A 23,803-nucleotide genomic window follows, 5' to 3' on the forward strand; every position below is an offset into this window, starting at 1 on the left:
TCCGTCCCCCTCAGTACGCGAACGACAGGACGTCGTCGTCACGCTTCTCGGTGTCGTCACGCTTCTCGCTGTCATCACGCTTCCCGGTGCCGTCGTCCGGTTCCCGAGCCGGCAGCACGCCCGCGACCCCCGCGCGGACGTACCGCCGGATCAGGAACACCTCGACGCAGGCCAGCACCCCGTAGACCAGCGTCAAGGCGATCAGCGACGTCAACACCTCCCCCGGTGTCGACGACGACACGGCGCGGGCGGTGAACATCCACACCCCGTCCACCCCGCTCGGGTTCGGCACCACCACGAACGGCTGCCGACCCATCTCGGTGAAGATCCAGCCGAAGCTGTTGGCCAGGAACGGCGTCGCGATGCTGCCCAGCGCGAGCCAGGCGAACCACCGCCCGCGCGGCGTCCGGCCGCCCCGCGTCAGCCACAGGACCAGCAGTCCCGCGCCGACCGCGAGGCCGCCGAAGCCGATCATCAGCCGGAAGCCCCAGTAGGTGACGGGCAGGTTCGGCACGTAGTCGATCGGCTTGCCCGACAGCTCGCCGAGCTTCGGGTCGACCGGGTAGTTGGTGCCGTACTTCTCCTGGTACATCGGCACCAGGTCCTCGATGCCCTTCACCTCGGTGGTGAAGTCGTTGTGCGCCAGGAACGACAGCAGCGCGGGCACCGTGATGCTCTTGACGTTCTCGCAGTCGGGCCGCGTCACGTCGCCGATCGCGAACACCGAGAACGCGGCGGGCTGCTCGGTGTGGCACAGCGCCTCGGCCGCGGCCATCTTCATCGGCTGCTGCTCGAACATCAGCTTGCCCTGCACGTCGCCGCTGATGGCGAGCCCGGCGAACGCGACGACGCCGACCCACGTGCCGAACTTGACCGACGCCCGCCACACCGGCCCGTCGTCGCTGCGCCGCCACAGGTGCCACGCGGCGATGCCGACCAGGAACGTCCCGGCGACGGCGAACGCGCCGAAGACCGTGTGCGGGAACGCGGCCAGCGTGGTGTTGTTGCCCAGCACCGCCCAGATCGAGGTCAGCCGCGGCCGGCCGTCGACCAGCTCCACGCCGACCGGGTGCTGCATCCACGAGTTCGCGGCCAGGATGAAGTACGCCGACGCGATCGTGGCCAGCGAGAACGCCCACACGCAGGCCAGGTGGACCTTCTTCGGCAGGCGGTCCCAGCCGAAGATCCACAGGCCGAGGAACGTGGACTCGACGAAGAACGCGACCAGGCCCTCCATCGCCAGCGGCGCGCCGAACACGTCGCCGACGAACCGCGAGTAGGCGCTCCAGGTCATGCCGAACTGGAACTCCTGCACGATGCCGGTCACCACGCCCATGGCGAAGTTGATCAGCAGCAGCTTGCCCCAGAACTTGGTCATCGCCAGGTACTTGCGGTTGCCCGTGCGCACCCACGCGGTCTGCATCACCGCCACGAGCAGCGAGAGCCCGATGGTCAGCGGCACCATCAGGAAGTGGTAGACGGTGGTGATGCCGAACTGCCACCGTGCCAGGTCGAGGACGTCCACGGGTCGAACGTAGGTCCGCGCGGGGTCCCTTCCTCAGGTACGAGGGTCCCCCGGTACCCGGGACCAAGGTCCTGGGTACCGGTTACCGGGTACCGGGTCGCGACCGGTTCGACGTAGGGTCGTGCGGCTCGTCGTTGATCCGGGGGGACTTCATGCGGCTTCTCGCGCTGTGCTTCACCGTGCTCGCCGTGGTCGGCGCCCACCCGGTCCCGGCGCACGCCGACCCGGTGGCGGCGTCGTCCCTCCCGTCCGCCGGGTGGCCCGACGAGCTGGGCGCCACGTTCGTCCCGGTGACCCCGACGCGGGTGCTGGACACGCGTGGCGGCGCCGCCGTGGGCCCGCGCCAGGGCGCGGTGGTGGAGCTGGCGGGGCACCTGCCCGCCTCGGCGACGGCGGCCGTGTTCACCCTGACCGGCACCGAGCCGACGGCGGACACGCACGTGGAGCTGTCGCTCGGCCTCGTCCCCTGGGGCCCGTCGAACCTGAACCTCCAGGCCGGCGAGACCAGGGCCAACCTGGTGACGTTCGACCTGCCGGGCGGCACGCGGCAGGTCCACCTCTACAACAACGCCGGAACCGTGCACCTGCTCGCCGACCTGGTCGGCTACTACACGACGGACGAGGCGGCGCGGTACACGACCACGTCGCCGACCAGGGTCCTGGACACCCGCGCGGGTGCGCCCGTCGGCCCGGGTTCGACCCGCGAGGTGGACCTCTCCGCGCACGTGCCCGCCTCGGCGACCGCGGTCACGTTCACCCTGACCGGCACCGAGCCGACCGCCGCGACGCACGTGATCGCGCACGCGTCGGGCACGGCCCGGCCCGGGGTGTCGAACCTGAACCTGGCGCCCGGCCGGACCACCCCCAACCTGGTCACGGTCGCGATCGGCGCGGACCGCCGGATCACCCTCTACAACCACGCCGGGACCGCGCACCTGCTCGTGGACCTGCTCGGCTACTACGCCACCGACCACGGCCACCGGTTCTTCCCCGTCAAGCAGGTCCGGACCGTCGACACCCGCGAGAGCGGCGGACCGGTCCACGCCGGCGGGACGCGGGTGGTCGAGCTGGCGAGCCGGATCCCGGAGTCCGCCGCCGCCGCCGTGCTCAACCTGACGGGCACCAACACCACCGAGGCCACCTACGTCTCGGCGTACCGGACCGGCGCGGACCGGCCCGCCACCTCGGCCCTGAACCTGGTCCCCGGCCGGGACACCGCGAACGCCGCCGTGGTCGCGATCGGTGGCGACGCCCGGCTGACGCTCTACAACAACGCGGGCTCCACCGACCTGGTGGTCGACCTCGCGGGGTTCTTCGCCACGCCGCCGCCGTGCACCGCCGACTGCCTTTACACGTGGGGCAACGGCTACGGCACGACACCCGTCCGCCGGCCCTGGTTGTCCGGCGTGACGGACGTGGCGCAGAGCGGTGGCACCGCCGCCTACGCGGTCAAGTCCGACGGCACGGTGTGGGCGTGGGGCGGCAACCAGAGCGGCCAGCTGGGCACCGGTGTGCTCGACCACGGGTCGGCCGTGCCGCTGCGGGTGCCGGGCCTGGGCGGGGTCACGGCGGTGGACGTGGACAGCGGGACGGCGTACGCGCGGAAGTCGGACGGGACGGTGTGGGCGTGGGGGTCGAACCGCGCCAAGCAGATCGGCCCGGACGAGGACGCCGTCAAGACCGTGCCGGTGCCGGTGTCCGGCCTGAGCGGGGTGACCGCCGTGGCCGCCGCACCGGAGGTGGGTTACGCGCTGAAGGACGACGGCACGGTGTGGGCGTGGGGCAGCTCCGCGTCGGGCGGCCTGGGTGGCGGCGTCTGCCACGTCGACCACTGCCCGGCCGGCACGCCGGTGCGCGTGGCGCTGCCCCTGCCCGGGACGACCGCGATCACCGCGATCGCGGCGGGCAACTCCCCGACCGGCTACGCGTTGCGCTCCGACGGCACGGTGTGGGCGTGGGGACAGGACTGGTCGGGCGAGACCGGGACCGGCGCGACGTCCCCGGCCACGATCGCCCCGACCCGGGTGGTCGGCCTGACCGACGTGGTCGCGATCGCCGCCGGTGACCGGGTCGCTTATGCCGTGACCGCGGACGGCCGGCTGTGGGCGTGGGGCGACGACGAGTGGGGCACGCTCGGCACCGGGTCGGAGTGCGCCGGGGCCGGTTGCCGCTCGACCGTCCCGGTCGAGGTGCCGGGGCTGACCGACGTCGTCGCGATCGACAGCCACCAGGGGGTCACGCTCGCGGTCCGGTCGGACGGCGCGGTGTGGGCGTGGGGCCGCAACGACTGGCAGGGCAACGTGGGCAACGGCACGAGCGGCCACTGCTACGCGTCACCCCGGCCCGCGGACTGCCGGGTGAGCGTCCCGGTGCGGACCGCGCTGACCGGCGCGACGGCCCTGGCGGCGAGTGGGGCCTTGGGGCAGTACGCGGTCGTCCCCGGCTAGTGGGCGCGGTCACGTCCAGCGCTTGTGCCCGCAACGGGTACTCTGTGGACGCCAGAGGGGAGTAGTTCCCCCGGGTCACCACGACCGGGGCGAGGAGATCGACACACTGGTCCGCCGCGCGCGGATCCGGTCCCTCACCCGTCTTCGCGCGAGCAGCGGGCGAACGAGACCTCCGGCCGGGCAGTGCACCACGCCCGGTCGGGGTCGTGCTGCCTCCGTCCGGGTTCACATCGGACGTCGGAGGTACCCGTGGCACCCGAACTCATCGCCCTGGCGACGGCTTTCGCGATCGTCTTCCTGGCCGAGCTGCCGGACAAGACCATGGTCGCGACCCTCGTGCTGACCACCAGGTACCGGGCGTGGCCGGTGTTCGTCGGCGTCACGGCGGCGTTCGCGGTCCAGTGCGTGGTGGCCGCCACGTTCGGCGGCGTGCTGACCCTGCTGCCGGACCGGGTGGTCGCGGGCGTGGTCGCCGTGCTGTTCGGCGTGGGCGCGTTCCTGCTGCTCAAGGAAGGCTTCTCGAAGGACGGCGACGAGGAGGGCGCGGCCTCCGCCGGGAGCGGCCGGGTGACGTTCCTGCGCGCCGCGCTGACGTCGTTCGGCGTCCTGTTCGCCGCCGAGTGGGGCGACGCCTCCCAGCTCGCGACGGCCGCCCTGTCGGCCCGCTACGCGAGCCCGGTGTTCGTGGGCCTGGGCGCGTTCCTGGCCCTGACCACCGTCGCCGCCATCGCGGTCCTGGTGGGCCGCAGGATCGCCACCCGCATCCCGACCCACCTGATCCAGCGGGTGAGCGGCTTCGTGTTCGCCGCGTTCGCGCTGTTCGCGCTGTGGCAGGCGCTCTTCGGCTGACCGACCGCGGATCCGTCCCGCGCCCGGTGCGCCTCAGCCGAGCCCGTCGAGCCTGAGCGTCACCGGGAACGGGACGGAGGTGGTGAACTCGCCGACCACGTCACCGGCGTCCTGGTAGCCGAACTCGCCCGCCAGGTGGCAGGCGACCAGCGAGATCGGCGGGTCGAGGTCGACGATCCAGTAGTGCGGGATGCCCGCGTCCGCGTACTCGCCGCGCTTGACCACCCGGTCCATGCGCTTCGAGCCGGGCGAAACGATCTCGATCACGACCACGACCTCGGACGCCCTCAGCATCCGGCCGCTCGCCACCGCCACGCGCGGCACGACGACCATGTCGGGCCGACGGGAGAAGCCGGGATCGCCGTGCGGCACCAGTTCCAGGTCGATGTCGACGTCCTGGATCGCGACCAGCTCGGCCGGCAGTTGATCCCGGAACTGCACGAAAAGCTCACCCGAGGCCACCATGTGGCGCGGGCTGGGACTGGGCGACATCAAAATGCGACCTTCTTGCAGCTCGGCGTACCCGGCCTCGGATTCCCCGAGCCCGGCGTATTCGGCGACCGTGAACAAGTGCGGCTCGCCGGCCGAGTTCTGCACGTCCTCAGGCAGAGCGGTCACTTCGTTCTCCTTCGATCTCACCCTGAGTGTCGCATGTGACTACTGTGCGTCAGCGCAACGCGTCAGCGACCTCCTGAGCCGCCCTCACGACCTGTGGCCCCACGACATCACCGTCGAGCTTCTCCAGGGCCACCACGCCCACGCTGGCCCGCAGTCCGGGCACCCCGCGCACCGGTGCCGCCACCCCGAACGCGCCCGGTTGCAACTCGCCCGTCGAGTGGACCCACTGCCGCCCCTCCGGCGACAGCCCGATCGCCTTGCCCGCCGCGCCCCGGTGCACGGGGTGGCGCGACCCGACCCGGTACGCCACGTGGTACGCCGTCCACGACGGCTCGACCACGGCCACCGCCTGCGCCTCGCTCCCGTCGGCCACGGTCAGGTGCGCGGTCGCGCCCACGGTCTCGGCCAACGTCCGCAGCGCCGGCTGCGCGGCCATCCGCAGCTGCGGCAGCACGTTGGACGCCAGCCGCAGCACCCCGAGCCCGAGCCGCACCTTCGACCCCTCGCGCCGCACCAGCCCGCGCGACTGCAACGGCACCAGCAGCCGGTACACGGCCGCCCGCGACGCGCCGATGGCCGACGCCAGCTCGCTGATCGACGGCGCCTCCGACTCGGCGTCGGCGACCGCCTGGAGCAGGGCCAGGCCCCGCTCCAGGGTCAGCGAGCTCTCCTTGGACGCGGGCGCCGGCAGCCGGCCGCGGGGATCGGGTCTGACCACGCTCTACCTCTCGTCGGCGGGCGCGACCGTGCCGACCACCTCGGCCAGCCCGACGACCGAACCGCCTTCGCCCGGGGCCGTCGCGGTGATCCGCACCGTGTCGCCGTCCTCCAGGAACGTCCGCTCGTCGCCGTCGAGCACCACCGGCTCCTTCCCGCCCCAGCTCAGCTCCAGGAAGGAGCCGCGCTCGTCGCGGTTCGGACCGGACACGGTGCCCGACGCGATCAGGTCGCCCGGCCGAACGGTAGCGCCGTTCGCCGACAGGTGCGCGAGTTGTTGCGCGAACGTCCACGACATCTCGCGGAACGGCGGCCTCGACACCACCACGCCGTTCCACTCGACCTCGAGGTCGATGTCCAGGCCCCACGGCCGTTCCTCGACCAGGTACGGCAGCACGTCGTTGCCCAGCGGCGGCGGTGACACCCGGGCCACCGCGAACGCCTCCAGCGGCGTGATCCACGCCGAGACCGACGTGGCGAACGACTTGCCCAGGAACGGGCCGAGCGGCTGGTACTCCCACGCCTGCACGTCGCGCGCGGACCAGTCGTTGACCAGCGCCACGCCGAACACGTGGTCCACGGCCTGCGACGGCGTCAGCCGGGACGCGACCGGACCGCCGCACACGAACCCCACCTCGGCCTCGATGTCGAGCCGGCCCGTCGGCCCGAACACCGGACCGGTGGACGTGCGGCGCTGCCCGTGCGGCCGGACGACCGGGGTGCCGGACACGACGACGGTCCCGGCCCGGCCGTGGTAGCCGATGGGCAGGTGCGTCCAGTTGGGCAGCAGCGCCTCGCCGTCGGGGCGGAAGATCCGGCCGACGTTCTCCGCGTGGTGGCGCGACGAGTAGAAGTCCACGTAGTCGGCCACGGCGAACGGCAGCACGGCGCCGTCCAGCCCGACCAGCTCGGCGCCGCGCGGCGCGGAGGCGGCCGAGACGATCTCGACCAGCCGCGCCCGCAGCTCGCTCCACGCGGGCCGCCCGGCCGCCAGCAGCGCGTCCAGCGTGCCGGTGGCGATCAGCGGCTCCAGCCGCTCACCCAGGGCCAGCCCGCGCAGCAGCAGCGCCCGGTCGCCGACGCGCACCGCGACACCGCCGGGCACGACGCCGTAGGGCAGCGTCTGCGGCCCGAACGGCTCGTCGGCGGTGAACGCGGGGTCCTCGATCCAGCTCACAGCAGCCCCAGCTCCTCCAGGTCGGCGATCGGCTCGTCCAGCGAGCACGACCCGTAGGAGGCGAACACCCCGCGGACGGCGTGCGCGGCCTGGTCGGACAGCCCGGACGCCTCCTCGCCGAGCGCGACCGCGTCCGTGCTGGACAGCGCCTCGCGCACGTCGCCACCGGAGAGGGAACGCGCGGTTGCCACGAGCAGGTTGAGGAACCCGTGGTGGGTGAACCCGGTTTCCCCGTCGGTGTGCCGCACCGCGTGGTGCAGGCCGGCGGTCGCCTTGAAGGCCACGCCGCCGCTGCTGACCACGGACAGGAAGTCGGCGACCTCGTCGACGCTGGGGAAGTTCTCCTTGCTCACCCCGCCGCAGCGCAGCTTGGGCCAGCTGCCGTGCTCGATGACGCGGCGCACGCCGTCGAGCCACTCGGCGCCGCCCCGGCGGGGCTCGACCACCCGGATGACGTCCTCGGGCACGAACTCCGAGACGCGTTCGAGCCACACCTCGTCCACGTCGGACGGTGCGGGCATCTCGACCATCCGCAGCGCGAGGAGCTCGCTGCGGGACTCGACGATCGACACGGCCTTGGGCACACCTCCCAGGCCCGTGTCGATGACCAGCGACAGGGCGACCGGCTTCACCGGCTTGACCTTGATCAGCTCGGTGATCAGCTCGGCCAGACGCGAGGCGGGGCACAGGAAGAGGCCCACCGCACCGGCCCATTCCCCGGCACGTGCGTCGAGGTGGCCGCGGACCGCGTCGGGCATGGAGGCGTTGCCCGGCGGGAACAGTGCGGCGTCGTCGACAAGCCTCGCGAGCAGGGGCGGAGTGCCGCGTGGACCGGGCGCACGGAGTTCGAAGGCGCTTGACACGGCTGACACGCTAGTGGCGTACCGGTCAATGAACAAAGATGTCCGACTATCGAACGCCCGGAGTGAACCATGGCGTACTACCGCCAGGTGGGTGCGATCCCCCGAAAGCGCCACACGCAGTTCCGCACACCGGAGGGCGGGCTGTACGCGGAGGAGCTGATGGGGGTCGAGGGCTTCTCGGCCGACTCGGCGCTGCTCTACCACCGCCACCTGCCGACCGCGATCGTCGACGCGGTCACCGTCGAGGAGACGCGCGGCGCGCTGGCGCCGAACCTCCCGCTCAAGCCGCGGCACTTCAAGACACCCGCGTTGACCTGGGAGAACTCCGAGGTGGACGCGGTCACCGGCCGGCGCACGCTGTTCGGCAACGCCGACGTGGTGATCGGGTTCGTGACGGCCACCGCGCCCAGCCCGCTGTACCGCAACGCGGCCGGCGACGAGCTGCTGTACGTGCAGTCCGGCGAGGGCGTCGTGGAGACGATCTACGGCGCGTTGCCGGTCGGCGAGGGCGACTACGTGGTGCTGCCGACGTCGTGCACGTACCGCGTGGTGCCGTCGGAGCCCATGAACATCCTGGTGCTGGAGGCGACCGGGCACATCGGACCGCCGAAGCGGTACCTGTCGGCGAAGGGCCAGTTCCTGGAGCACTCGCCGTACTGCGAGCGGGACGTCCGCGGGCCGGCGGAGCCGCTGCTGGTGGACGGCGAGGACGTCGAGGTGCTCGTGCGGCACCGCGCGGGCCTCACCCGGTTCACCTACGCCAACCACCCGTTCGACGTCGTCGGCTGGGACGGCTGCCTGTACCCGTGGGTGTTCAACATCCGCGACTTCGAGCCGATCACGGGCCGCGTGCACCAGCCGCCGCCGGTGCACCAGACGTTCGAGGGGCCGAACTTCGTGGTGTGCTCGTTCGTGCCGCGCAAGGTCGACTACCACCCGTTGTCGATCCCGGTGCCGTACAACCACGCGAACGTGGACTCCGACGAGCTGCTGTTCTACGTCGGTGGCAACTACGAGGCGCGCAAGGGCTCTGGCATCGGCCTCGGCTCGCTGTCGCTGCACCCGTCGGGCTGCACCCACGGACCGCAGCCGGGGGCGGTCGAGGCGTCCCTGGGAATCGACCACTTCGACGAGACCGCGGTCATGGTCGACACGTTCCGGCCGCTGGACCTGGGCGAGGCCGCGCTGGCGTCGGAGGACCCGAAGTACGCCTGGTCCTGGGCACGTCGGGGTCCTGACCTGGGTTGATCGACTTTTTGTCGGTGGGTGCCTCTACCGTCTGCCGACATGGACGCACAAGCGCTTCTGGAGCAGGCCCCGGACGGCCGGGTGGCGAGCAGCGCCACCCGGCTGGCGGGGTCCTCCGGCTGGCAGGGGACGGGTCGCAGCGACACCGCCCTGTGGGGTCTGTGCAAGGGCAGCGGGAAGAACCCGTACCAGGTGTGCGTCGACCTGGCCGACCGGGCGACGAAGTGCTCGTGCCCGTCCCGGAAGTTCCCGTGCAAGCACGCGTTGGCGTTGCAGCTGCGGGACGTGCGGGAGCCGTTCCCCGTCGCGGAGACGCCCGACTGGGTGACGGAGTGGCTGACGCGCCGCAACCGCGCCGCCGCCGCGCCCGCTGCCGCTGACGACTCGCCGGAGGCGGTGCAGCGGCGCGCCAAGGCGAAGGAGAAGACGGCCCAGGCGCGGGAGAACGCGGTGCGGGCCGGGGTCGCGGGGCTGACCGACTGGCTGGGCGACGTGGCGGGCGCGGGGCTGGCCGGGCTGCCCGCGCGGGACGCGGCGTGGTGGCACTCGATCCAGGCGCGGATGGTCGACGCGCAGGCCAAGGGGCTGGCGTCGGCGGTGGACGAGGTGCGCGGGATCGTCGCGGCCGGCGGTCCGCGCTGGGCGCACGACGCGGCGGACCGGCTGGGCGGGCTGCACCTGCTGGCGCGGCTGTCGTCGTCACCCGACGCGGTGGTGCGGCGGCGGTTGGGGTTCTCCGTGGCCGAGGAGGAGGTGCGCGCCGGTCCGGGCTGGTCCGACCTGTGGGTGCCGCTGCTGAGGCTGGAGTCCGACGACGGCTTGGTGCGGACCGTGCGGCAGTGGGCCTGGGGGCGCGCGCACGGGTGGGTCGTGGCGGTCCGGCACTCGGGCGGCGGTGGCCGCCCCGCGCCGCCGTTGACGCACGGGGTGCAGGTGCAGGGGGTGCTGCACCCCTATCCCGGCTCCGCGCCGCAGCGGGTGGCGGTGGGTGAGCTGCTGGTGGAGCGGCAGCCCGAGCCCGTTCCCGCGCCGGAGTCGTGGCGTGCCGCGCTGGCCGGCTTGGAGGAGCAGCTGAAGGCCGACCCGTGGCAGCGCCTCCACCCGTTGGGCTGCGCGTCGGTGCGGGTCACCGAGGACTGCCGGCACCTGGTCGACAGCACGGGCCGCGGTCTGCCGGTCCGCGGCGACCTGGCCCTCGACCAAGCGCTGGCCCTGACCGGCGGCGCGCCGTTCGACGCGTGGGCCCTGTGGAACGGCCGCGAACTGCGCCTGGGCGCCGTGGCCACGTCAGGCGGAGCACCGGAGGTCGTGGGATGATCACGCAGGTCAGGCACACCGTCCCATCGCTCGATCGGGTGATCATCGCCCGAGAACGCACCCCGGCCACCGCGGACGGCCGCCGATGAGCCTCCAAGCCGAGTGGGACGAAGCCGTCCAAGCCGCCCTCCTGGGCGCACACCGCGCCGGCACCTCCCCGACCGCCCTGCTCGACCGCGTCGCGGCCCTGGGCGTCGCCGCGCACGGCGCGCAACTCCCACCCCCCGTCGACACCCCGCCGCTGCCCCCCGCCCCCGCGTCCGACGACGTCCGCGCCCACCCGGCCGCCAGGTCCGTGCTGGTCCAGATCCTGGCCCTGGACGACCAGATGCTGCTCACGGAGTGGTGCGGCATGGCGAAGGCCGCGCGCGTCGTCGCCGACCACCGCGAACTGCCCGCGCTGCTGGGCCTGGGCACCGCCCACCCCGGCCTGCGCCCGGCCGTCTCCGCCGTCCTCGGCGCCCGCGGCCGGTGGCTCGCGAACATCCGCCCGGCCTGGGCCTGGGCGGCGGCCGGCGCGGTCACCGCGGACGTCGACCTCGACCAGGCCCTCGACCTGCCGGGCACGTCCCGCCTCGCCGCGCTGCGCCGAGCGCGCAACCAGGACCCGGCGAAGACCCGCGCGTTCCTGGCCGCCCAGTTCGACGTCCAACGCCGCGCCACCGACCGCCAGGTGCTGATCAGCGCCCTGGAGGCGAACCTCGGCCCGGACGACGAGCCGCTGCTCGAACGCGCGCTGGACGACCGCGCGATCGGCGTGCACGACGAGGCGTTGCGCCTGCTGCGCACGCTGCCCACGTCGGCCCTCGCCGCGCGCGCCGCCGAACGCCTGCACCGGGGCCTGTGGCTGACCGCGGACGGTTTCGACGTGCAGACCGAGGAGCTGTGGGCCGAGACCGCGCCCGAGCCGGAAGAGGCCCGTGACCTGCTGAAAGACGGTTCCGAGGCAGGCGTCGCGGGACGGTTGCGCGGTGCGGCGGCGAGCGTGCCGCCGCAGCACTGGACCAGCCGCCTCGACACCGACGACGAGGGCGCGGCGGCCGAGCTCGCGCGCGGCCCGTGGGCGAGCGCGTTGCTGCGCGGGGTGGCGCAGAACCTGAGGCTCGCCGACGACGCCCGGCCGTGGGCGGTCGCGGCGACCCGGTCGCTGACCGGCATGGAACAGCTGGAGATGCTCGGCGGCCTGCCCGCCGAGCTGGCCGCGCGCACCGTCGTCGAGGTGTCGCGGCAGTGGAACTACGACCTGCTCGACCACGCGTGCTCGCAGTTGCCGGCGCCGTGGAGCGCGCGGGCGACCGCGGACCTGCTCGACCGCTACGCCGCGATGCGCGACCCGAGGTGGCGCGCCGGCCGGCCGCCCGCGGTGCTGCTGGCCAGGGGTGACGCCGAGGTGCTCGGCGCGAGCTGGGCCCGCATCACCGAGCGCTGGCCCGAGCACACCGTCGAACTCGACGTCCTGCGCCTGCGCATGCAGCTGCGCGAGGCGTTCAACCACCGGGAGGAAAGCCAGTGACCACCGAATCCGTGCTGCGGCCCGCCGCGGAACAGCAGTACGCCGCCGAGCTCGCGGCCCTGGCGGCGGCGGACGACCGGCCCCGCCCGCCGCGGTGGCGGATGTCGCCGCAGGCGGTGGTCACCTACGTGCTCGGCGGCACGCTCGCCGACGGCACGGTGATCACCCCGAAGTACGTCGGCGACCGGCGGCTGGTGGAGATCGCCGTCGGCACGCTGGTCACCGACCGGGCGTTGTTGCTGGTCGGCGTGCCGGGCACGGCGAAGTCGTGGCTGTCGGAGCACATCGCGGCGGCGGTCAGCGGCAACTCGACGCTGGTCGTGCAGGGCACCGCGGGCACGGGCGAGGACCAGGTCCGCTACGGCTGGAACTACGCGCGGCTGATCGCCGAGGGCCCGTCCGAGGCGGCCGTGGTGCCGAGCCCGGTGATGACGGGGATGCGCGAGGGCGCGGTGGTCCGCGTCGAGGAGCTGACCCGGATGCCCGCGGAGGTGCAGGACTCGTTCATCACGATCCTGTCCGAGAAGACGCTGCCGATCCCGGAGCTGGGCGTGCAGGTGCAGGCGGTGCCGGGGTTCACCGTGATCGCCACGGCGAACGACCGGGACCGGGGCGTGAACCAGATGTCGTCGGCGCTCGCCCGCCGCTTCAACACCGTCGTGCTGCCGCCGCCCGCGACCGAGGACGACGAGGTGGCGATCGTGTCGGCGCGGGCCGCCCAGCTCGGTCGGGCGTTGCAGCTGCCCGCCGAGCCGCCGGCGTTGGAGGAGGTGCGCCGGGTGGTGCGGATCTTCCGCGAGCTGCGCAACGGGTCCACTGCGGACGGTCGCACGCAGTTGAAGAAGCCGAGCGGCAGCCTGTCCACGGCCGAGGCGATCTCGGTGGTGACCAGCGGGATGGCGTTGGCCGGGCACTTCGGCAGCGGTTCGATCACCGCGGACGAGCTGGCGTCGGGGTTGCTGGGCGCGGTGGTGAAGGACCGCGTGTCGGACACGGCGGCGTGGCAGGAGTACCTGGAGGCGGTGGTGAAGGAGCGCGCCGAGTGGCGTGACCTGTACCGGGCGTGCCAGGACATGGTGGGCTGATGGCGCGCGAACAGCCGTTGCCCGAGCGGGTGACGCTGCTCGGGATCCGGCACCACGGTCCGGGGTCGGCGCGGATGGTCGCGGCGGCGTTGGCGGCGGTGCGGCCGGAGGTCGTGCTGATCGAGGGTCCGCCGGAGGGTGACGCCCTGCTGCCGCACGTGCCGCGCCTGACGCCGCCGGTGGCGTTGCTGCTGCACGACGAGGCGGATCCGGCGCGGGCGGCGTTCTGGCCGTTCGCCGAGTTCTCGCCGGAGTGGCGGGCGATGACGTGGGCGCACGCGAACGGCGTTCCGGTGCGGTTCTTCGACTTGCCCGCCGCCGCGTCGTTGGGTGATCCGGAGCCGGATTCCGCTGATGACGCGCCGAAGGCGGCGGTCGACCCGCTCGGCACGTTGGCCGAGGCGGCCGGGTTCGACGACCCGGAGCGCTGGTGGGAGGACGTGGTCGAGCACCACACCGACCCGCGGGACCTGGCCGAGGCGGTCGCGGAGGCGATGGGCGCGTTGCGGGAGGAGTTCGCCGACCAGGTGGACGCGCGCACGTTGCGGCGGGAGGCCGCGATGCGGCAGAACGTCCGGCAGGCGTTGAAGGACGTCGAGGGCCCGATCGCGGTGGTGGCCGGCGCGTGGCACGTGCCCGCGCTGCGCACCCTGCCGCCCGCGTCCGTCGACGCGGCGGCGCTGAAGGGGTTGCCGCGCGGGAAGGTGTCGGGCACGTGGGTGCCGTGGAGCCACGGTCGGCTGGCGGCGTCGTCGGGTTACGGCGCGGGGGTCGCTTCGCCGGGGTGGTACGCGCACCTGTGGGAGTGCGCCGAACGCGGTGACGCCGTGCCGCGGTGGTTCGCGAAGGCGTCCGCGGTGCTGCGGGCGGAGGACTTGCCCGCGTCGACGGCGAGCGCGGTGGAGGCCGTGCGGCTGGCGGATGCGTTGGCGGCGATGCGGGGACGGCCCTCGCCGGGGTTGTCGGAGGTGATGGAGGCGTCGCTGGCGGTGCTGTGCGGCGGTGACGCGACGCCGTTGCGCCTGGTGCACGAGCAGTTGGTCGTCGGTGAGCGGTTGGGCGAGGTGGGCGACGACGTGCCGACGTCGCCGCTGGCCGCGGACCTGGCGCGGTTGCAGCGCAGGCTGCGGATGCCGGCCGGTGCGGCGATCAAGCAGGTGCGGTTCGACCTGCGCAAGGACACCGATCGTGAGCGCTCGAAGTTGTTGCGGCGCTTGGAGGTGCTGGACGTGCCGTGGGGCACGCCGGACACGACCCGGACGTTGGGCACGTTCGCCGAGGCGTGGCAGTTGCACTGGCGGCCGGAGTTCGCGGTGGCGCTGGCCGTCGCGGCCCGGCACGGCACGACCGTCGAAGCCGCCGCCCGCACCGTGCTGATCGGCCGTGCCGCGGACGCGACGCGGGTGGTCGACGCCGCCGAAACGTTGAGCCGGGCCGTGGGTTGCGAGATCCCGGAGGCCGTCGCCGCGGCCCGCCAAGCCCTGGACCGCTGCGCCGCCGCCGCGACCGACGCGCTGGAACTCCTGTCCGCCCTGCCGGACCTGGCCACGACGGTGCGTTACGGCTCGGTGCGCGGCACGGACCCGGAGCTGCTGCGCGTCGCGCTGCACGGGCTGCTCGCGCGTGGCGCCGTCGGCCTGCCGCTGGCGTGCCGCGGGGTGGACGAGGAGACGGCGGAACGCGCGGTCCGGGCGGTCGAAGGCGCGGACGACGCGGTCCGCCTGGCCGCCGACGACGAACACCGCGACACCTGGCAACGCGCGCTGAAATCGCTGGTCGCGATGCCCGACGCGCACGGCCTGCCCACCGGCCGCGCGACCCGCCTGCTGTGGGAGACGGGTGCCCTGGACTCCGACGAGGTCGCCACACGCCTGCACCGCGCCGTCTCCCTGGCCGCCGGCGCGACCGCGTTCGTGGCGGGCTTCCTGCGCGGCTCAGCCGCCCTGCTCACCGCCGATCCGCGCCTGTTCGGCGTGGTGGACGAGTGGCTGACGGGCCTGTCCGCGCCCGATTTCGCCGCCGCCCTGCCACTCCTGCGCCGCGCGGTGGGCGATTTCAGCCCGGCCGAGCGCCGGATGCTGGGCGATCGGGTCAAGGGCACGACGGCGGGTGGCGCGGCGGCGTCGAGCGACTGGGACGAAGAACTCGCGACCCGGCTCGTGGGCCACGTGCGCGATCTGCTGGGGGTGGGCGGGTGACGCGCGCGGACGCGGCGCGGGCGGATGCGCGACGCGGGTGGGCGCGGGCGAGTGCGCGACGCGGGCCGGCGCGGGCGATGCACGCGCGGGATGGCTCAGACGATTCACGGCGGCGTGGGCCGTTTGCGGCGGCGCGGGCGAAGGGCGCAGGCCGGACGGGCGAAGGCGAAGGCGAAGGCGGCGCAAGCCGGGTGCCAGAGCGGTCCAGGGCCGGGGCTGGCTGGTCCGGGGTCGAGGCCCGACCGGTGCAGGGCCGGAGGCTGGCTGGTCCAGGGCCGGGTGATCCGGGGCCGGGGAGTGGTCCGGGGTCAGGGGGTCGCGGCGGGCCCTGAGGGCCCGAGGGCCGGGGTTGCGGCGGGGGCGGGGTTGGTGGGGTGGGTGGCGAGGTGGAGGGATGCGGATTGGGGTGGTGGGGGTTCGGGGGGTTGGCAGGCGGGGGTGGTTGTCGGGGCTCCTCATGTTTTAACCGAGGGGCGGTAACAGTGTTTCCGTACATTTTCGGGCGATGATCACCCGATTGTGTGACAAGGGGCCTGCGGTGGCCCGGAGGGCGGGGTTCGCGTGACGCAGGATAGCGCGGTTGAGCGGCAGCGGCGGTGGAGGTTGTTGCTCGGCGGGGCGGCCGGGGACCTCGGGGTGTTGGGGGAGGACGACCAGAGGCGCGATGCGGCGTTGACCGGCCTGTACGGCGGTGGGGAGCCGGTGGACGCGGGCGGTAAGAGGAGTGCCGGGTTGGGTGGGTCGTCGCCCGTGCTGCACCGGTGGCTCGGGGATGTGCGCACGTACTTCCCCAGTTCCGTCGTCCAGGTGATGCAGAAGGACGCCGTCGAACGGTTGGGTTTGCGGCAGTTGTTGTTGGAACCCGAATTGCTTTCCAGCGTCGAGCCGGACGTGAGCCTGGTCGGCACGTTGGTCTCCCTTTCCCGCGCCATTCCCGAACGCACCCGGGAAACGGCGCGGGCCGTGGTGCGGAAGGTGGTCGAGGACATCGAGCGCAAGCTCGCCGACCGCCTCCTGGCCGCCGTGCACGGCGCGATCGACCGGTCCCGGCGCACCAGCCGCCCTCGGCTGTCCGATGTGGACTGGAACCGCACGATCCGCAAGAACCTGCGCCACTACCAGCCCGACCAGGGCACGGTGATCGTGCAGGACCTGGTCGGCAACAGCCGGCGCAGCCGCCAAGCCTCGCTGCGGGACGTCGTCCTGCTGGTCGACCAGTCCGGTTCGATGGCCGAGTCCGTCGTCTACTCCGCCGTCCTGGGCGCCTCGCTGGCCTCGCTGAAGGCCGTCGACACGAAGCTGGTCGTCTTCGACACCGAGGTGGTCGACCTGACCGAACATCTGAAGGACCCGGTCGACCTGCTGTTCTCCACGCAGCTCGGCGGCGGCACGGACATCAACCGGGCGGTCGCTTACGGGCAGTCGTTGGTCCGCCGCCCCACGGACACGGTGATGGTGCTGATCAGCGACCTGTACGAGGGCGGTGTGGCGCGGGAGTTGCAGCGGCGGGTGCGGGAGCTGGTGCAGAGCGGCGTCACGGTGGTGGTGCTGCTCGCGTTGTCCGACAGCGGCACGCCCTCCTACGACCACGAGCTGGCGGCGAAGCTGTCGGAGCTGGGCGCGCCCGCGTTCGCCTGCACCCCGGACCGGTTCCCGGACCTGCTGGCGACGGCGCTGCGCCGCGAGGACGTGGCGGCGTGGGCGGAGCAGAGCGGCATCCCGGTGGGCCGGTAGGTCAGCGGATGACGACCCGGCCGAGGGTCATGAACGGCGCGCCGCGGGTCAGCACGACGGTCCGGCCGCGGGGGTCGGGTCCGGCGAGCCAGACGCGGCCTCCACGGCGGATGTTCTCGCGCACGCGTTCGGGGATCTCGGCGAGCCGGAGGAACGTGCGGTCGGAGCCCGCCGTTTCGAGGTAGGTCTGGCGGCCGACGCGGGTGCGTCCCGGCACGAAGTGCACCGCCACGGCGTGCCGGGGGTAGGTGTCGAGGAGGCGTCGCAGCGCGCGCCGGGAGAAGAAGTGCCGCAGGCCGGGCACGGCGAACTCGACGCACAGGGGCGTGAGCAGGAACACCCAGCGCGAGCCGATCCACTCGGAGACGACCCACAGCGTGAGGAAGGCGAGCACGCCCAGCCCGAGGAACCCGACCGCGCGACGATCCGCGCTGGTCAGGCACTTGTCCACCCAAGCCTCGCCCACCACTGCTCCCAGCAAACCAGAAGTCCTGCTCGTGGGTAACCGAATAGCCGATCAGCAAACTCAGCGGCGCACGACCTTGGCGGGGAACAGCTTCGGCACGCCGCGGAACGTGACCACGGTGTTCCCGGCGCGGTCGGGTGCGACGACCCAGGCCCGGCGGTGCCGGTTGATCCGGCCGCGGGCGACGGGTCCGGCGTTGACGTCGAGGACCAGGGGGCGGGCGCCGTGCACGACGAGCAGCCCGCCGCGCCAGTGGACGCGCACGTGGACCCACTCGTGCTCGCCCAGCACGGCGGTGGAGGGTTGGCGCCGGGTGAGGCCGAAGCCGAGGACGAGCACGGAGAACAGCAGCAGGACGAGCGGCAGGGCGGACGACACGGCGAACACGAGGATCAGGGCGAGTTGCAGGACGAACGCGAGCGCGCCGACGACCACCCAGCCGAGCGCCCGCCGGCCGGCGATCTCGATGCAGTACCGGGTCCACCGGTCGTCGAGCGCCGCGCCGTGGCCGGACGGCGCGGTCGGCACGGCCACGAGCCACCACCTCCGCGAGGCGAGCCGGAGATCGGATCAAGGTTACGACGGGTGCGCCCGTCGCCGAATCGGCCAACCGGACCCGCCGGCGGGGGTAAGCCGGTCGTGGGACTACCGTCATCGTGTCCGATCAAGTTAGGCTCCCCTAAGTTGGGAGGTGGGCGGGTGAACGAGACACGGCGACCGCCGACGCCGCACCCGGCGGAGCGGGCTCGCACGATCGCCGCCCGGGGTGGGCGCGCGGCCCTGCTGCCGTCCGACGGCGCGGAGACCCGGATCACGCCGGTGCTGCACCACGTGCACCCGCACGGCGAGGCGACGATCGTGCTGCCGGACGAGCACCCGCTGGTCGAGGCGGCCCGCCGGAGCGAGCTGACCGCGATGCTGGAGGTGGCCGACCAGGCGCCGGTGGCGTTGCGGGAGCCGGTGCGGGGCCTGCTGTGGATCACGGGGTGGTTGCGCACGCTCTCCGCGGAGGAGGCGCGCGTGGCCGGTGTCCTGGTGGCCGAGGCGCGCCCGGACCCGCGGTTGCTGGACCTGGGGCACGGCGCGTCGGCGTTGCGGTTGTCGCCCGCGTCGCTGGTGGTGGCCGACGCGGAGGGCACGACGTCGTTGCGGCCGGAGCTGTTCGCGCAGGCCGAGCCGGACCCGTTCGCCGCGCACGAGGACCACTGGCTGCGTCACCTGGAGCTGTCGCACCGGGACGTGGTGGGTCTGCTGGCGCAGCACCTGCCGGCGGACCTGAGGGGTGGTCACGTCCGTCCGCTGGGCCTGGACCGGTTCGGGTTGCGGTTGCGGGTGGAGATGGCCGACGAGGACCACGACGTGCGGATCGCGTTCTCCCGCCCGGTCGGCACGGCGCAGGAGCTGGCCGCCGAGCTGCGCCGGCTGATGGGCTGCCCGTTCCTGGCGCAACGCCGCTGACGCCGGCGCGGTTAGCGTATGGGGGTGATGGAGGACCTCGACGCCCGGACGCGCCGCGGCTACCGGCTGGAACTGCTGCTCGTCTTCGCCGTGACGCTCGGGTTGTCCGGGGCGCGCAGCCTGGTGCGGCTGCTGGACAGCCTGCTCCAACCCGTGCCGCTCAACGAGCAGAAGGTCGCGATCAACGTCCCGCAGGCGCGGTTCGACCTGCTGGACCTGATCGCGCAGCTGCTGAGCGTCGTGCAGTTGGCCGCGTGGGGCGGGTTGGGCCTGTACCTGCTGTGGCAGGGCGGGATCAAGCTGGGGGCGCTGGGCCTGGACCGGACGCGGATCGGGCCGGACGCGCTGGGCAGCCTCGGGTTGGCGGCCGTGATCGGCATCCCCGGGCTGGTCTTCTACCTGGTGGCGTGGAACCTGGGCCTGAACCTGGCGGTGCTGCCGTCCACGTTGGACTCGTCGTGGTGGCGGGCCGTGGTGCTCGTGCTGTCCGCGATCGGCAACGCGTGGGCGGAGGAGGTGCTGGTAGTCGGGTACTTCATCACCCGGCTGCGGCAGCTCGGGTGGCGGGAGAACACGGCGTTGCTGGCCAGCGCGGTGCTGCGCGGCTCGTACCACCTGTACCAGGGGTTCGGCGGGTTCATCGGCAACGTGGTGATGGGGTTGGTGTTCGGCAAGGTGTGGCAGCGCACGAACCGGCTGTGGGTGCTGGTGGTGGCGCACGCGCTGCTGGACGTGGTGGCGTTCGTCGGCTACACGGTGCTGCGCGGTCACGTGTCCTGGTTGCCGTAGATCCTCCGTGAGGCGTACGCGGCGGTCGGTCGCGGGGTGGACGCGGGCGGCCCGCTCGGCGCGACAGCATCAGGTGATCCGACGAAGGGGGACCCTGATGAGGCGCACCACAGCGTTGGCGGTCGCGGCGGTCGTGACCGTCGGCTTGGCGGCACCGGCCGCCGCGACGACGGGCGTGGTGATCTCCGTGCCCGAGCCGAGCGGGCACCACGCGATCGGCACGGTGGAGCTGCACCTGGTCGACCAGCGGCCGGACCCGTGGCGACCCGAGGCCGCGCGCGAGGTGATGGTCACCGTCACCTACCCGGCGCACCGCTCGGACGGCGCACGCGCGCCGTGGATGACCCCGGGCGTGGCGGGGGCGGTCGAGGCGGAGGCGGCGAAGCCGGAGGTGCTCGGCGCGCCGGCCGGCTCGGTCGACTGGGCCGCGACCCGGCGGCACGCCCGGACCGGCGCGCCCGTGCTCGGCCGGTGGCCGGTCGTGCTGTTCTCGCCCGGTTTCGGTTCGGCGCGGGAGTTGAACGCGGGCCTCGACGACGACCTGGCGAGCCGCGGGTACGTGGTCGTGTCGATGTCGCACACGCACGAGTCGCTGGCGGTGGAGTTCCCGGACGGCCGCGTCGTGCCGCCCGCGGTCGACCCGTCCGACCCGGCCCAGCTCACGACCGCGCTGGAGGCGCGGATGGGTGACACGCGGTTCGTGCTCGACCAGCTGGAGCGGATCGCCCGAGGTGGGAACCCGGACGCGCAGCGGGACCCGTTGCCGCGCGGGTTGGGCCGTGCGCTGGACCTGTCGCGGGTGGGGATGTTCGGCCACTCGTACGGCGGGTTCACCGCGGGCGAGACGATGGTGCGCGACCGGCGGCTCGACGCCGGGATCAACGTGGACGGGGCCATGGCGCACGGGTCCGGGCCGGGTGAGGTCGTGACGCGCGGGCTGGACCGGCCGTTCATGCTGGTCGGCGCGGACTTCGTGGACCCCGTGACGGGCGCGCGGGTCGAGCACTCGCACCGCACGCCCGAGTTCGACCCGACGTGGGCGCAGTTCTGGCCGAACCAGCGCGGGTGGAAGCGGGACCTGCACTTCGACCGGGGCACCCACTACAGCTTCACCGACCTCCAGTTCGCCGTGCCGCAGCTCGGCGGTGTGGTGACGCCGGAGAAGCAGCGGGAGGTGGTGGGCGAGATCGACGCGGCCCGGTCGCTGGCGGCGCAGCACGACTACTTCGCCGGGTTCTTCGACCTGCACCTGAAGGGCCGGGACACCGGGCTGTTCCGGGGCGGCTCACCGCAGCACCCGGACGTCCGGTTCATCGGGTGAGCCGAGGGCGGCCCGGTCAGCCGACCAGCAGGAAGCGGGCGGCGGTCCGGGCGGCGGCGGTGACGGCGGCGCGGGCGACGCCGGCCGAGTCGAGCAGGGCCGGGTCGAGGTCGGCGACGGGCACGGCGGCGTTGTCGGCGATCCGCTGAGCCGGTTCGGCGAGGGCGGCGGCGAAGGCGCGCCACCCGGCGATCTCCTCGGGGGTGCCGGTGGCGTGCCGGGCCAGGAGGGCTCCCAGCTCGGCCAGGCCCACGCCGCCGCCCCGGATCACGCCCTCGCCGGCCGCGCCGCGGACGGCGCGCACGGCGCGTTCGACGATCGGCGCGGTGGCGGCGGGGGCGCGGATCACGGCGGCCGCCTCACCACCTCGGGACCGGCTGCCGAGGACGAAGGTCTCGCGGGAGGTGACCACGACCTTCTCGGCCTGCCCCAACGACCGCAGGGTCGTGGTCTCGAGGAAGTCCGCGTCGAGGACCGTGCCGCCGACCGTCCCCTGCAGCTCGGTCAGCCGTCGCTGGTCGGCCACCACTGCCACGACCGGCTTGCGCGACCGCGCCAACACAGCGAGGGCGTCGTGCGGCAATGCCTCGCACACCACGAACAAGCCGACGCCGAGGAGTTCCCCGAGCACCTTCCCGACCGCGGTGGACAGGGGTCCGCTCACCAGCAGCACGCGCGGCTGCTCCAGGACCGCCTCGTCCCGCGCCGGGTCGGTCACGAACGCGCTGGACGCGTACCCGCGGTCGAACCGCAGCCCCCGGCGGAGGTCGAAGTCGAGCCCGAAGCCCCGACCCTCCTCCACCAGCACGGGCCCGCGTGGCCCGGTGACCGCGACCACCCGTTCGACCACCGAGCCGACCTCGGCGTCACCCGACGCCGCCGTCGCCACCACGCCGACGTCGCCGTCCGCCAACGGCCGCGCAACCTCGTCCGCGATCAGCTCGACCGCGCGGTCGGCGGCGGCCGTGACGCCGCGCATCAGCCGCACCGGGTTGTGGCCGTCGCGCATCGCGTCGATCAGCCCGCCGATCGCCCCGCGCGCCACGGCCACCGCCGACGCCGCGCCGTCACCGGCCTCCCGCCGCACCTGGGCCACCAGGTCGCGCACGTACTCCGCGCCGAGCGAGTCGCGCGGGTCGTCCGGCTGGAACGCGGCCGCGATCGCCGCCGCGTCGGACAGCTCCACCGGCCGCCGGTCCACGAACACCACGGCCCGCCGCCCCATCGGGCCCAACGTCGCGCACACCGGCTCGGCGGCGGCCCGGAAGCCCCGCGCGACCAGCCACTGCCCGGACGTGTACGACGCCTTGCCCCGCGGCCTGCGGTCCGCCGCGCCACCGGCCCGCGCGATCCGCAGCGGCTGCGACGAGCCGTGCGCGAAGTACTGCGGCGTCTGGTCCGGCCGGCGCGCCCGCACCTCGCCCCGCGCGTACTTGAACAGCTCGTCCGCGTCGATCCAGCCGTCACCGTCGAGGTCGGCGGCCCCACTGGTCAGGCCCTCGATCAGCACGTCGGTGAACAGCGAGGCGACCGGCGCGTCCAGCGACAGCGAGTCCTGCTCGAACGCGTACTCGTAGGCGTTGGACGCGGTCATCACCACGTAGCCCTCGCCGACGTCGTCCAGCACCGCCGTCCCGGCCGCCTTGAAGCCCTCCACGAACGCGCCGCTGAAGCAGCAGTCCAGCAGCAGGATCCGCCCGGACGCCCGGCAGTCCTCCAACTGCTCGTTGAGGAACGACCGGGGGATCGCGGTGCCGGCGGGCCGGTCCTGCACGGTGTTCGTCGCGGCGAAGTACAGCCGCCGGGCGGGGGTGGTCAGGCCGTGGCACGAGAAGTACAGCAGCACCAGGTCGTCGGCCTCGCGCGGCGCGAGCACGTCCTCGACGGCGCGGCGGATCTCGTGGTCGGTCCGGTCCCGCAGCACCTCGACCGAGGTGAAGCCGCCGACGTCGGGGTCCTCCAGCACGGCGGCGAGCCGGTCCACCTCCTGGTCGGGGGCGCGCAGCCCGCTCAGCCGGACGTCCTCGTACTGGCCGGTCGCGACCAGGAGGGCGTACCGACCCACGTCACCCCTCGCTCTCGTGCTCGCGCAGCCACGCCTCCAGCAGGGCCTTCTGCGAGCGGGCGTCCACGCCCTCGACGGTGATCTCGTCCTCGCCGTCCTTGATCGTCACCTTGCGGGCGCTGCCGCGCTGCACGAACGACGTGACGACCGACGCGACGGCGGCGGCCACCGCGGCGGGCAGCGCGCCGTTGAGCACGAGTTCGGCCACGGTCGCGCCGGCGCCGCTCTTCGCGCCCTCCGGCGACTCGGCGGGCGCGGGCCGCGCGTCGACCCTCGCGCCCCTGATCAGCTCCTGCGCCAACTGGCTCGTCGCCGAGGCGGCCTGGCCCGGCGCGTCGACGAACAAGCGGAACTCGGCCACTGGTCCTCCCCCGGTAGAACACGATCATCCCGCAACCGCGCGGCCGGACCGC

General features: G+C 73.7%; 20 protein-coding genes. 11 read left to right on the forward strand and 9 right to left on the reverse strand.

The window, feature by feature from the left end:
- Positions 1–10: 10 nt before the first annotated feature.
- Entirely contained in the window at positions 11–1,525 is a 1,515-nt protein-coding gene (locus ACIQMJ_RS04580; RefSeq protein WP_499759597.1) for a cytochrome ubiquinol oxidase subunit I, read from the reverse strand.
- Between the two features lie 152 nt (positions 1,526–1,677).
- Here ACIQMJ_RS04580 and ACIQMJ_RS04585 point away from each other — a divergent pair, with 152 nt between their 5' ends.
- Both ACIQMJ_RS04585 and ACIQMJ_RS04590 read left to right on the forward strand, forming a co-directional pair.
- Positions 1,678–3,972: an RCC1 domain-containing protein gene (locus tag ACIQMJ_RS04585; RefSeq protein ID WP_499759598.1), complete on the forward strand. Its 2,295-nt coding sequence runs from the start codon at positions 1,678–1,680 to the stop codon at positions 3,970–3,972.
- A 249-nt stretch (positions 3,973–4,221) separates the two neighbouring features.
- The gene (locus tag ACIQMJ_RS04590; RefSeq protein WP_499759599.1) at positions 4,222–4,821 is read left to right on the forward strand and encodes a TMEM165/GDT1 family protein; all 600 of its coding nucleotides are present in this window, start codon (positions 4,222–4,224) and stop codon (positions 4,819–4,821) included.
- A 33-nt stretch (positions 4,822–4,854) separates the two neighbouring features.
- On the opposite strand, the gene ACIQMJ_RS04595 is transcribed toward ACIQMJ_RS04590, so the two are convergent.
- From ACIQMJ_RS04595 to ACIQMJ_RS04610, 4 genes are read right to left on the reverse strand one after another with little or no spacing between them, the layout of a single operon-like run.
- Positions 4,855–5,439, reverse strand: coding sequence for a Uma2 family endonuclease (locus ACIQMJ_RS04595; protein ID WP_499759600.1), 585 nt, complete (start codon positions 5,437–5,439; stop codon positions 4,855–4,857).
- Positions 5,440–5,488: 49 nt separating this feature from the next.
- The gene (locus tag ACIQMJ_RS04600) at positions 5,489–6,157 is read right to left on the reverse strand and encodes an IclR family transcriptional regulator (RefSeq protein WP_499759601.1); all 669 of its coding nucleotides are present in this window, start codon (positions 6,155–6,157) and stop codon (positions 5,489–5,491) included.
- Positions 6,158–6,160: 3 nt separating this feature from the next.
- Positions 6,161–7,333 (reverse strand): fumarylacetoacetate hydrolase family protein, encoded by a 1,173-nt coding sequence (locus ACIQMJ_RS04605; protein WP_499759602.1) that lies wholly within the window; start codon positions 7,331–7,333, stop codon positions 6,161–6,163.
- Complete coding sequence (locus ACIQMJ_RS04610) at positions 7,330–8,196, reverse strand: hypothetical protein (protein ID WP_499759603.1); 867 nt, start codon at positions 8,194–8,196, stop codon at positions 7,330–7,332. Before ACIQMJ_RS04610 ends, ACIQMJ_RS04605 begins: the two co-directional genes overlap by 4 nt.
- 69 nt (positions 8,197–8,265) lie before the next feature.
- Between ACIQMJ_RS04610 and ACIQMJ_RS04615 the strand changes: the two genes are divergently transcribed.
- The 6 genes from ACIQMJ_RS04615 (at position 8,266) to ACIQMJ_RS04640 (ending at position 17,291) form a co-directional block, all read left to right on the forward strand.
- Positions 8,266–9,444 (forward strand): homogentisate 1,2-dioxygenase, encoded by a 1,179-nt coding sequence (locus ACIQMJ_RS04615; protein ID WP_499759604.1) that lies wholly within the window; start codon positions 8,266–8,268, stop codon positions 9,442–9,444.
- Between the two features lie 39 nt (positions 9,445–9,483).
- A complete protein-coding gene (locus ACIQMJ_RS04620; RefSeq protein WP_499759605.1) occupies positions 9,484–10,761 on the forward strand; it encodes an SWIM zinc finger family protein in 1,278 nt (425 codons plus the stop codon).
- A gap of 85 nt (positions 10,762–10,846) precedes the next feature.
- Positions 10,847–12,274 carry a DUF5691 domain-containing protein gene (locus tag ACIQMJ_RS04625; protein ID WP_499759606.1) on the forward strand — a complete coding sequence of 476 codons (1,428 nt, stop codon included), beginning with the start codon at positions 10,847–10,849 and terminating at the stop codon, positions 12,272–12,274.
- The gene (locus ACIQMJ_RS04630) at positions 12,271–13,359 is read left to right on the forward strand and encodes an ATP-binding protein (protein ID WP_499759607.1); all 1,089 of its coding nucleotides are present in this window, start codon (positions 12,271–12,273) and stop codon (positions 13,357–13,359) included. Before ACIQMJ_RS04625 ends, ACIQMJ_RS04630 begins: the two co-directional genes overlap by 4 nt.
- Positions 13,359–15,557, forward strand: coding sequence for a DUF5682 family protein (locus tag ACIQMJ_RS04635; protein ID WP_499759608.1), 2,199 nt, complete (start codon positions 13,359–13,361; stop codon positions 15,555–15,557). The genes ACIQMJ_RS04630 and ACIQMJ_RS04635 overlap by 1 nt, the downstream gene beginning before the upstream one ends.
- Before the next feature lie 561 nt (positions 15,558–16,118).
- Positions 16,119–17,291, forward strand: a complete 1,173-nt coding sequence (locus tag ACIQMJ_RS04640) for a VWA domain-containing protein (RefSeq protein WP_499759609.1) — start codon at positions 16,119–16,121, stop codon at positions 17,289–17,291.
- Position 17,292: 1 nt separating this feature from the next.
- Here the strand turns inward: ACIQMJ_RS04640 and ACIQMJ_RS04645 are convergent, their stop codons facing one another.
- Positions 17,293–17,772 (reverse strand): hypothetical protein, encoded by a 480-nt coding sequence (locus ACIQMJ_RS04645; protein ID WP_499759610.1) that lies wholly within the window; start codon positions 17,770–17,772, stop codon positions 17,293–17,295.
- Between the two features lie 45 nt (positions 17,773–17,817).
- Positions 17,818–18,291 carry a hypothetical protein gene (locus ACIQMJ_RS04650; protein WP_499759611.1) on the reverse strand — a complete coding sequence of 158 codons (474 nt, stop codon included), beginning with the start codon at positions 18,289–18,291 and terminating at the stop codon, positions 17,818–17,820.
- A gap of 165 nt (positions 18,292–18,456) precedes the next feature.
- Between ACIQMJ_RS04650 and ACIQMJ_RS04655 the strand changes: the two genes are divergently transcribed.
- From ACIQMJ_RS04655 to ACIQMJ_RS04665, 3 genes are all read left to right on the forward strand, one after another.
- On the forward strand, positions 18,457–19,215 hold the full coding sequence (locus tag ACIQMJ_RS04655; RefSeq protein WP_499759612.1) for a DUF2470 domain-containing protein: 759 nt from the start codon (positions 18,457–18,459) through the stop codon (positions 19,213–19,215).
- An 18-nt stretch (positions 19,216–19,233) separates the two neighbouring features.
- Positions 19,234–20,004: a CPBP family intramembrane glutamic endopeptidase gene (locus ACIQMJ_RS04660; protein WP_499759613.1), complete on the forward strand. Its 771-nt coding sequence runs from the start codon at positions 19,234–19,236 to the stop codon at positions 20,002–20,004.
- A 97-nt stretch (positions 20,005–20,101) separates the two neighbouring features.
- On the forward strand, positions 20,102–21,325 hold the full coding sequence (locus ACIQMJ_RS04665; RefSeq protein ID WP_499759614.1) for an alpha/beta hydrolase family protein: 1,224 nt from the start codon (positions 20,102–20,104) through the stop codon (positions 21,323–21,325).
- Positions 21,326–21,341: 16 nt separating this feature from the next.
- On the opposite strand, the gene ACIQMJ_RS04670 is transcribed toward ACIQMJ_RS04665, so the two are convergent.
- Positions 21,342–23,390 carry a caspase, EACC1-associated type gene (locus tag ACIQMJ_RS04670; RefSeq protein ID WP_499759615.1) on the reverse strand — a complete coding sequence of 683 codons (2,049 nt, stop codon included), beginning with the start codon at positions 23,388–23,390 and terminating at the stop codon, positions 21,342–21,344.
- Between the two features lies 1 nt (position 23,391).
- Positions 23,392–23,751: a hypothetical protein gene (locus ACIQMJ_RS04675; protein ID WP_499759616.1), complete on the reverse strand. Its 360-nt coding sequence runs from the start codon at positions 23,749–23,751 to the stop codon at positions 23,392–23,394.
- Between the last annotated feature and the right edge of the window lie 52 nt (positions 23,752–23,803).

It is taken from the genome of Actinosynnema sp. NPDC091369 (assembly GCF_044757065.1).
In the GTDB taxonomy this organism is placed as follows: domain Bacteria; phylum Actinomycetota; class Actinomycetes; order Mycobacteriales; family Pseudonocardiaceae; genus Actinosynnema.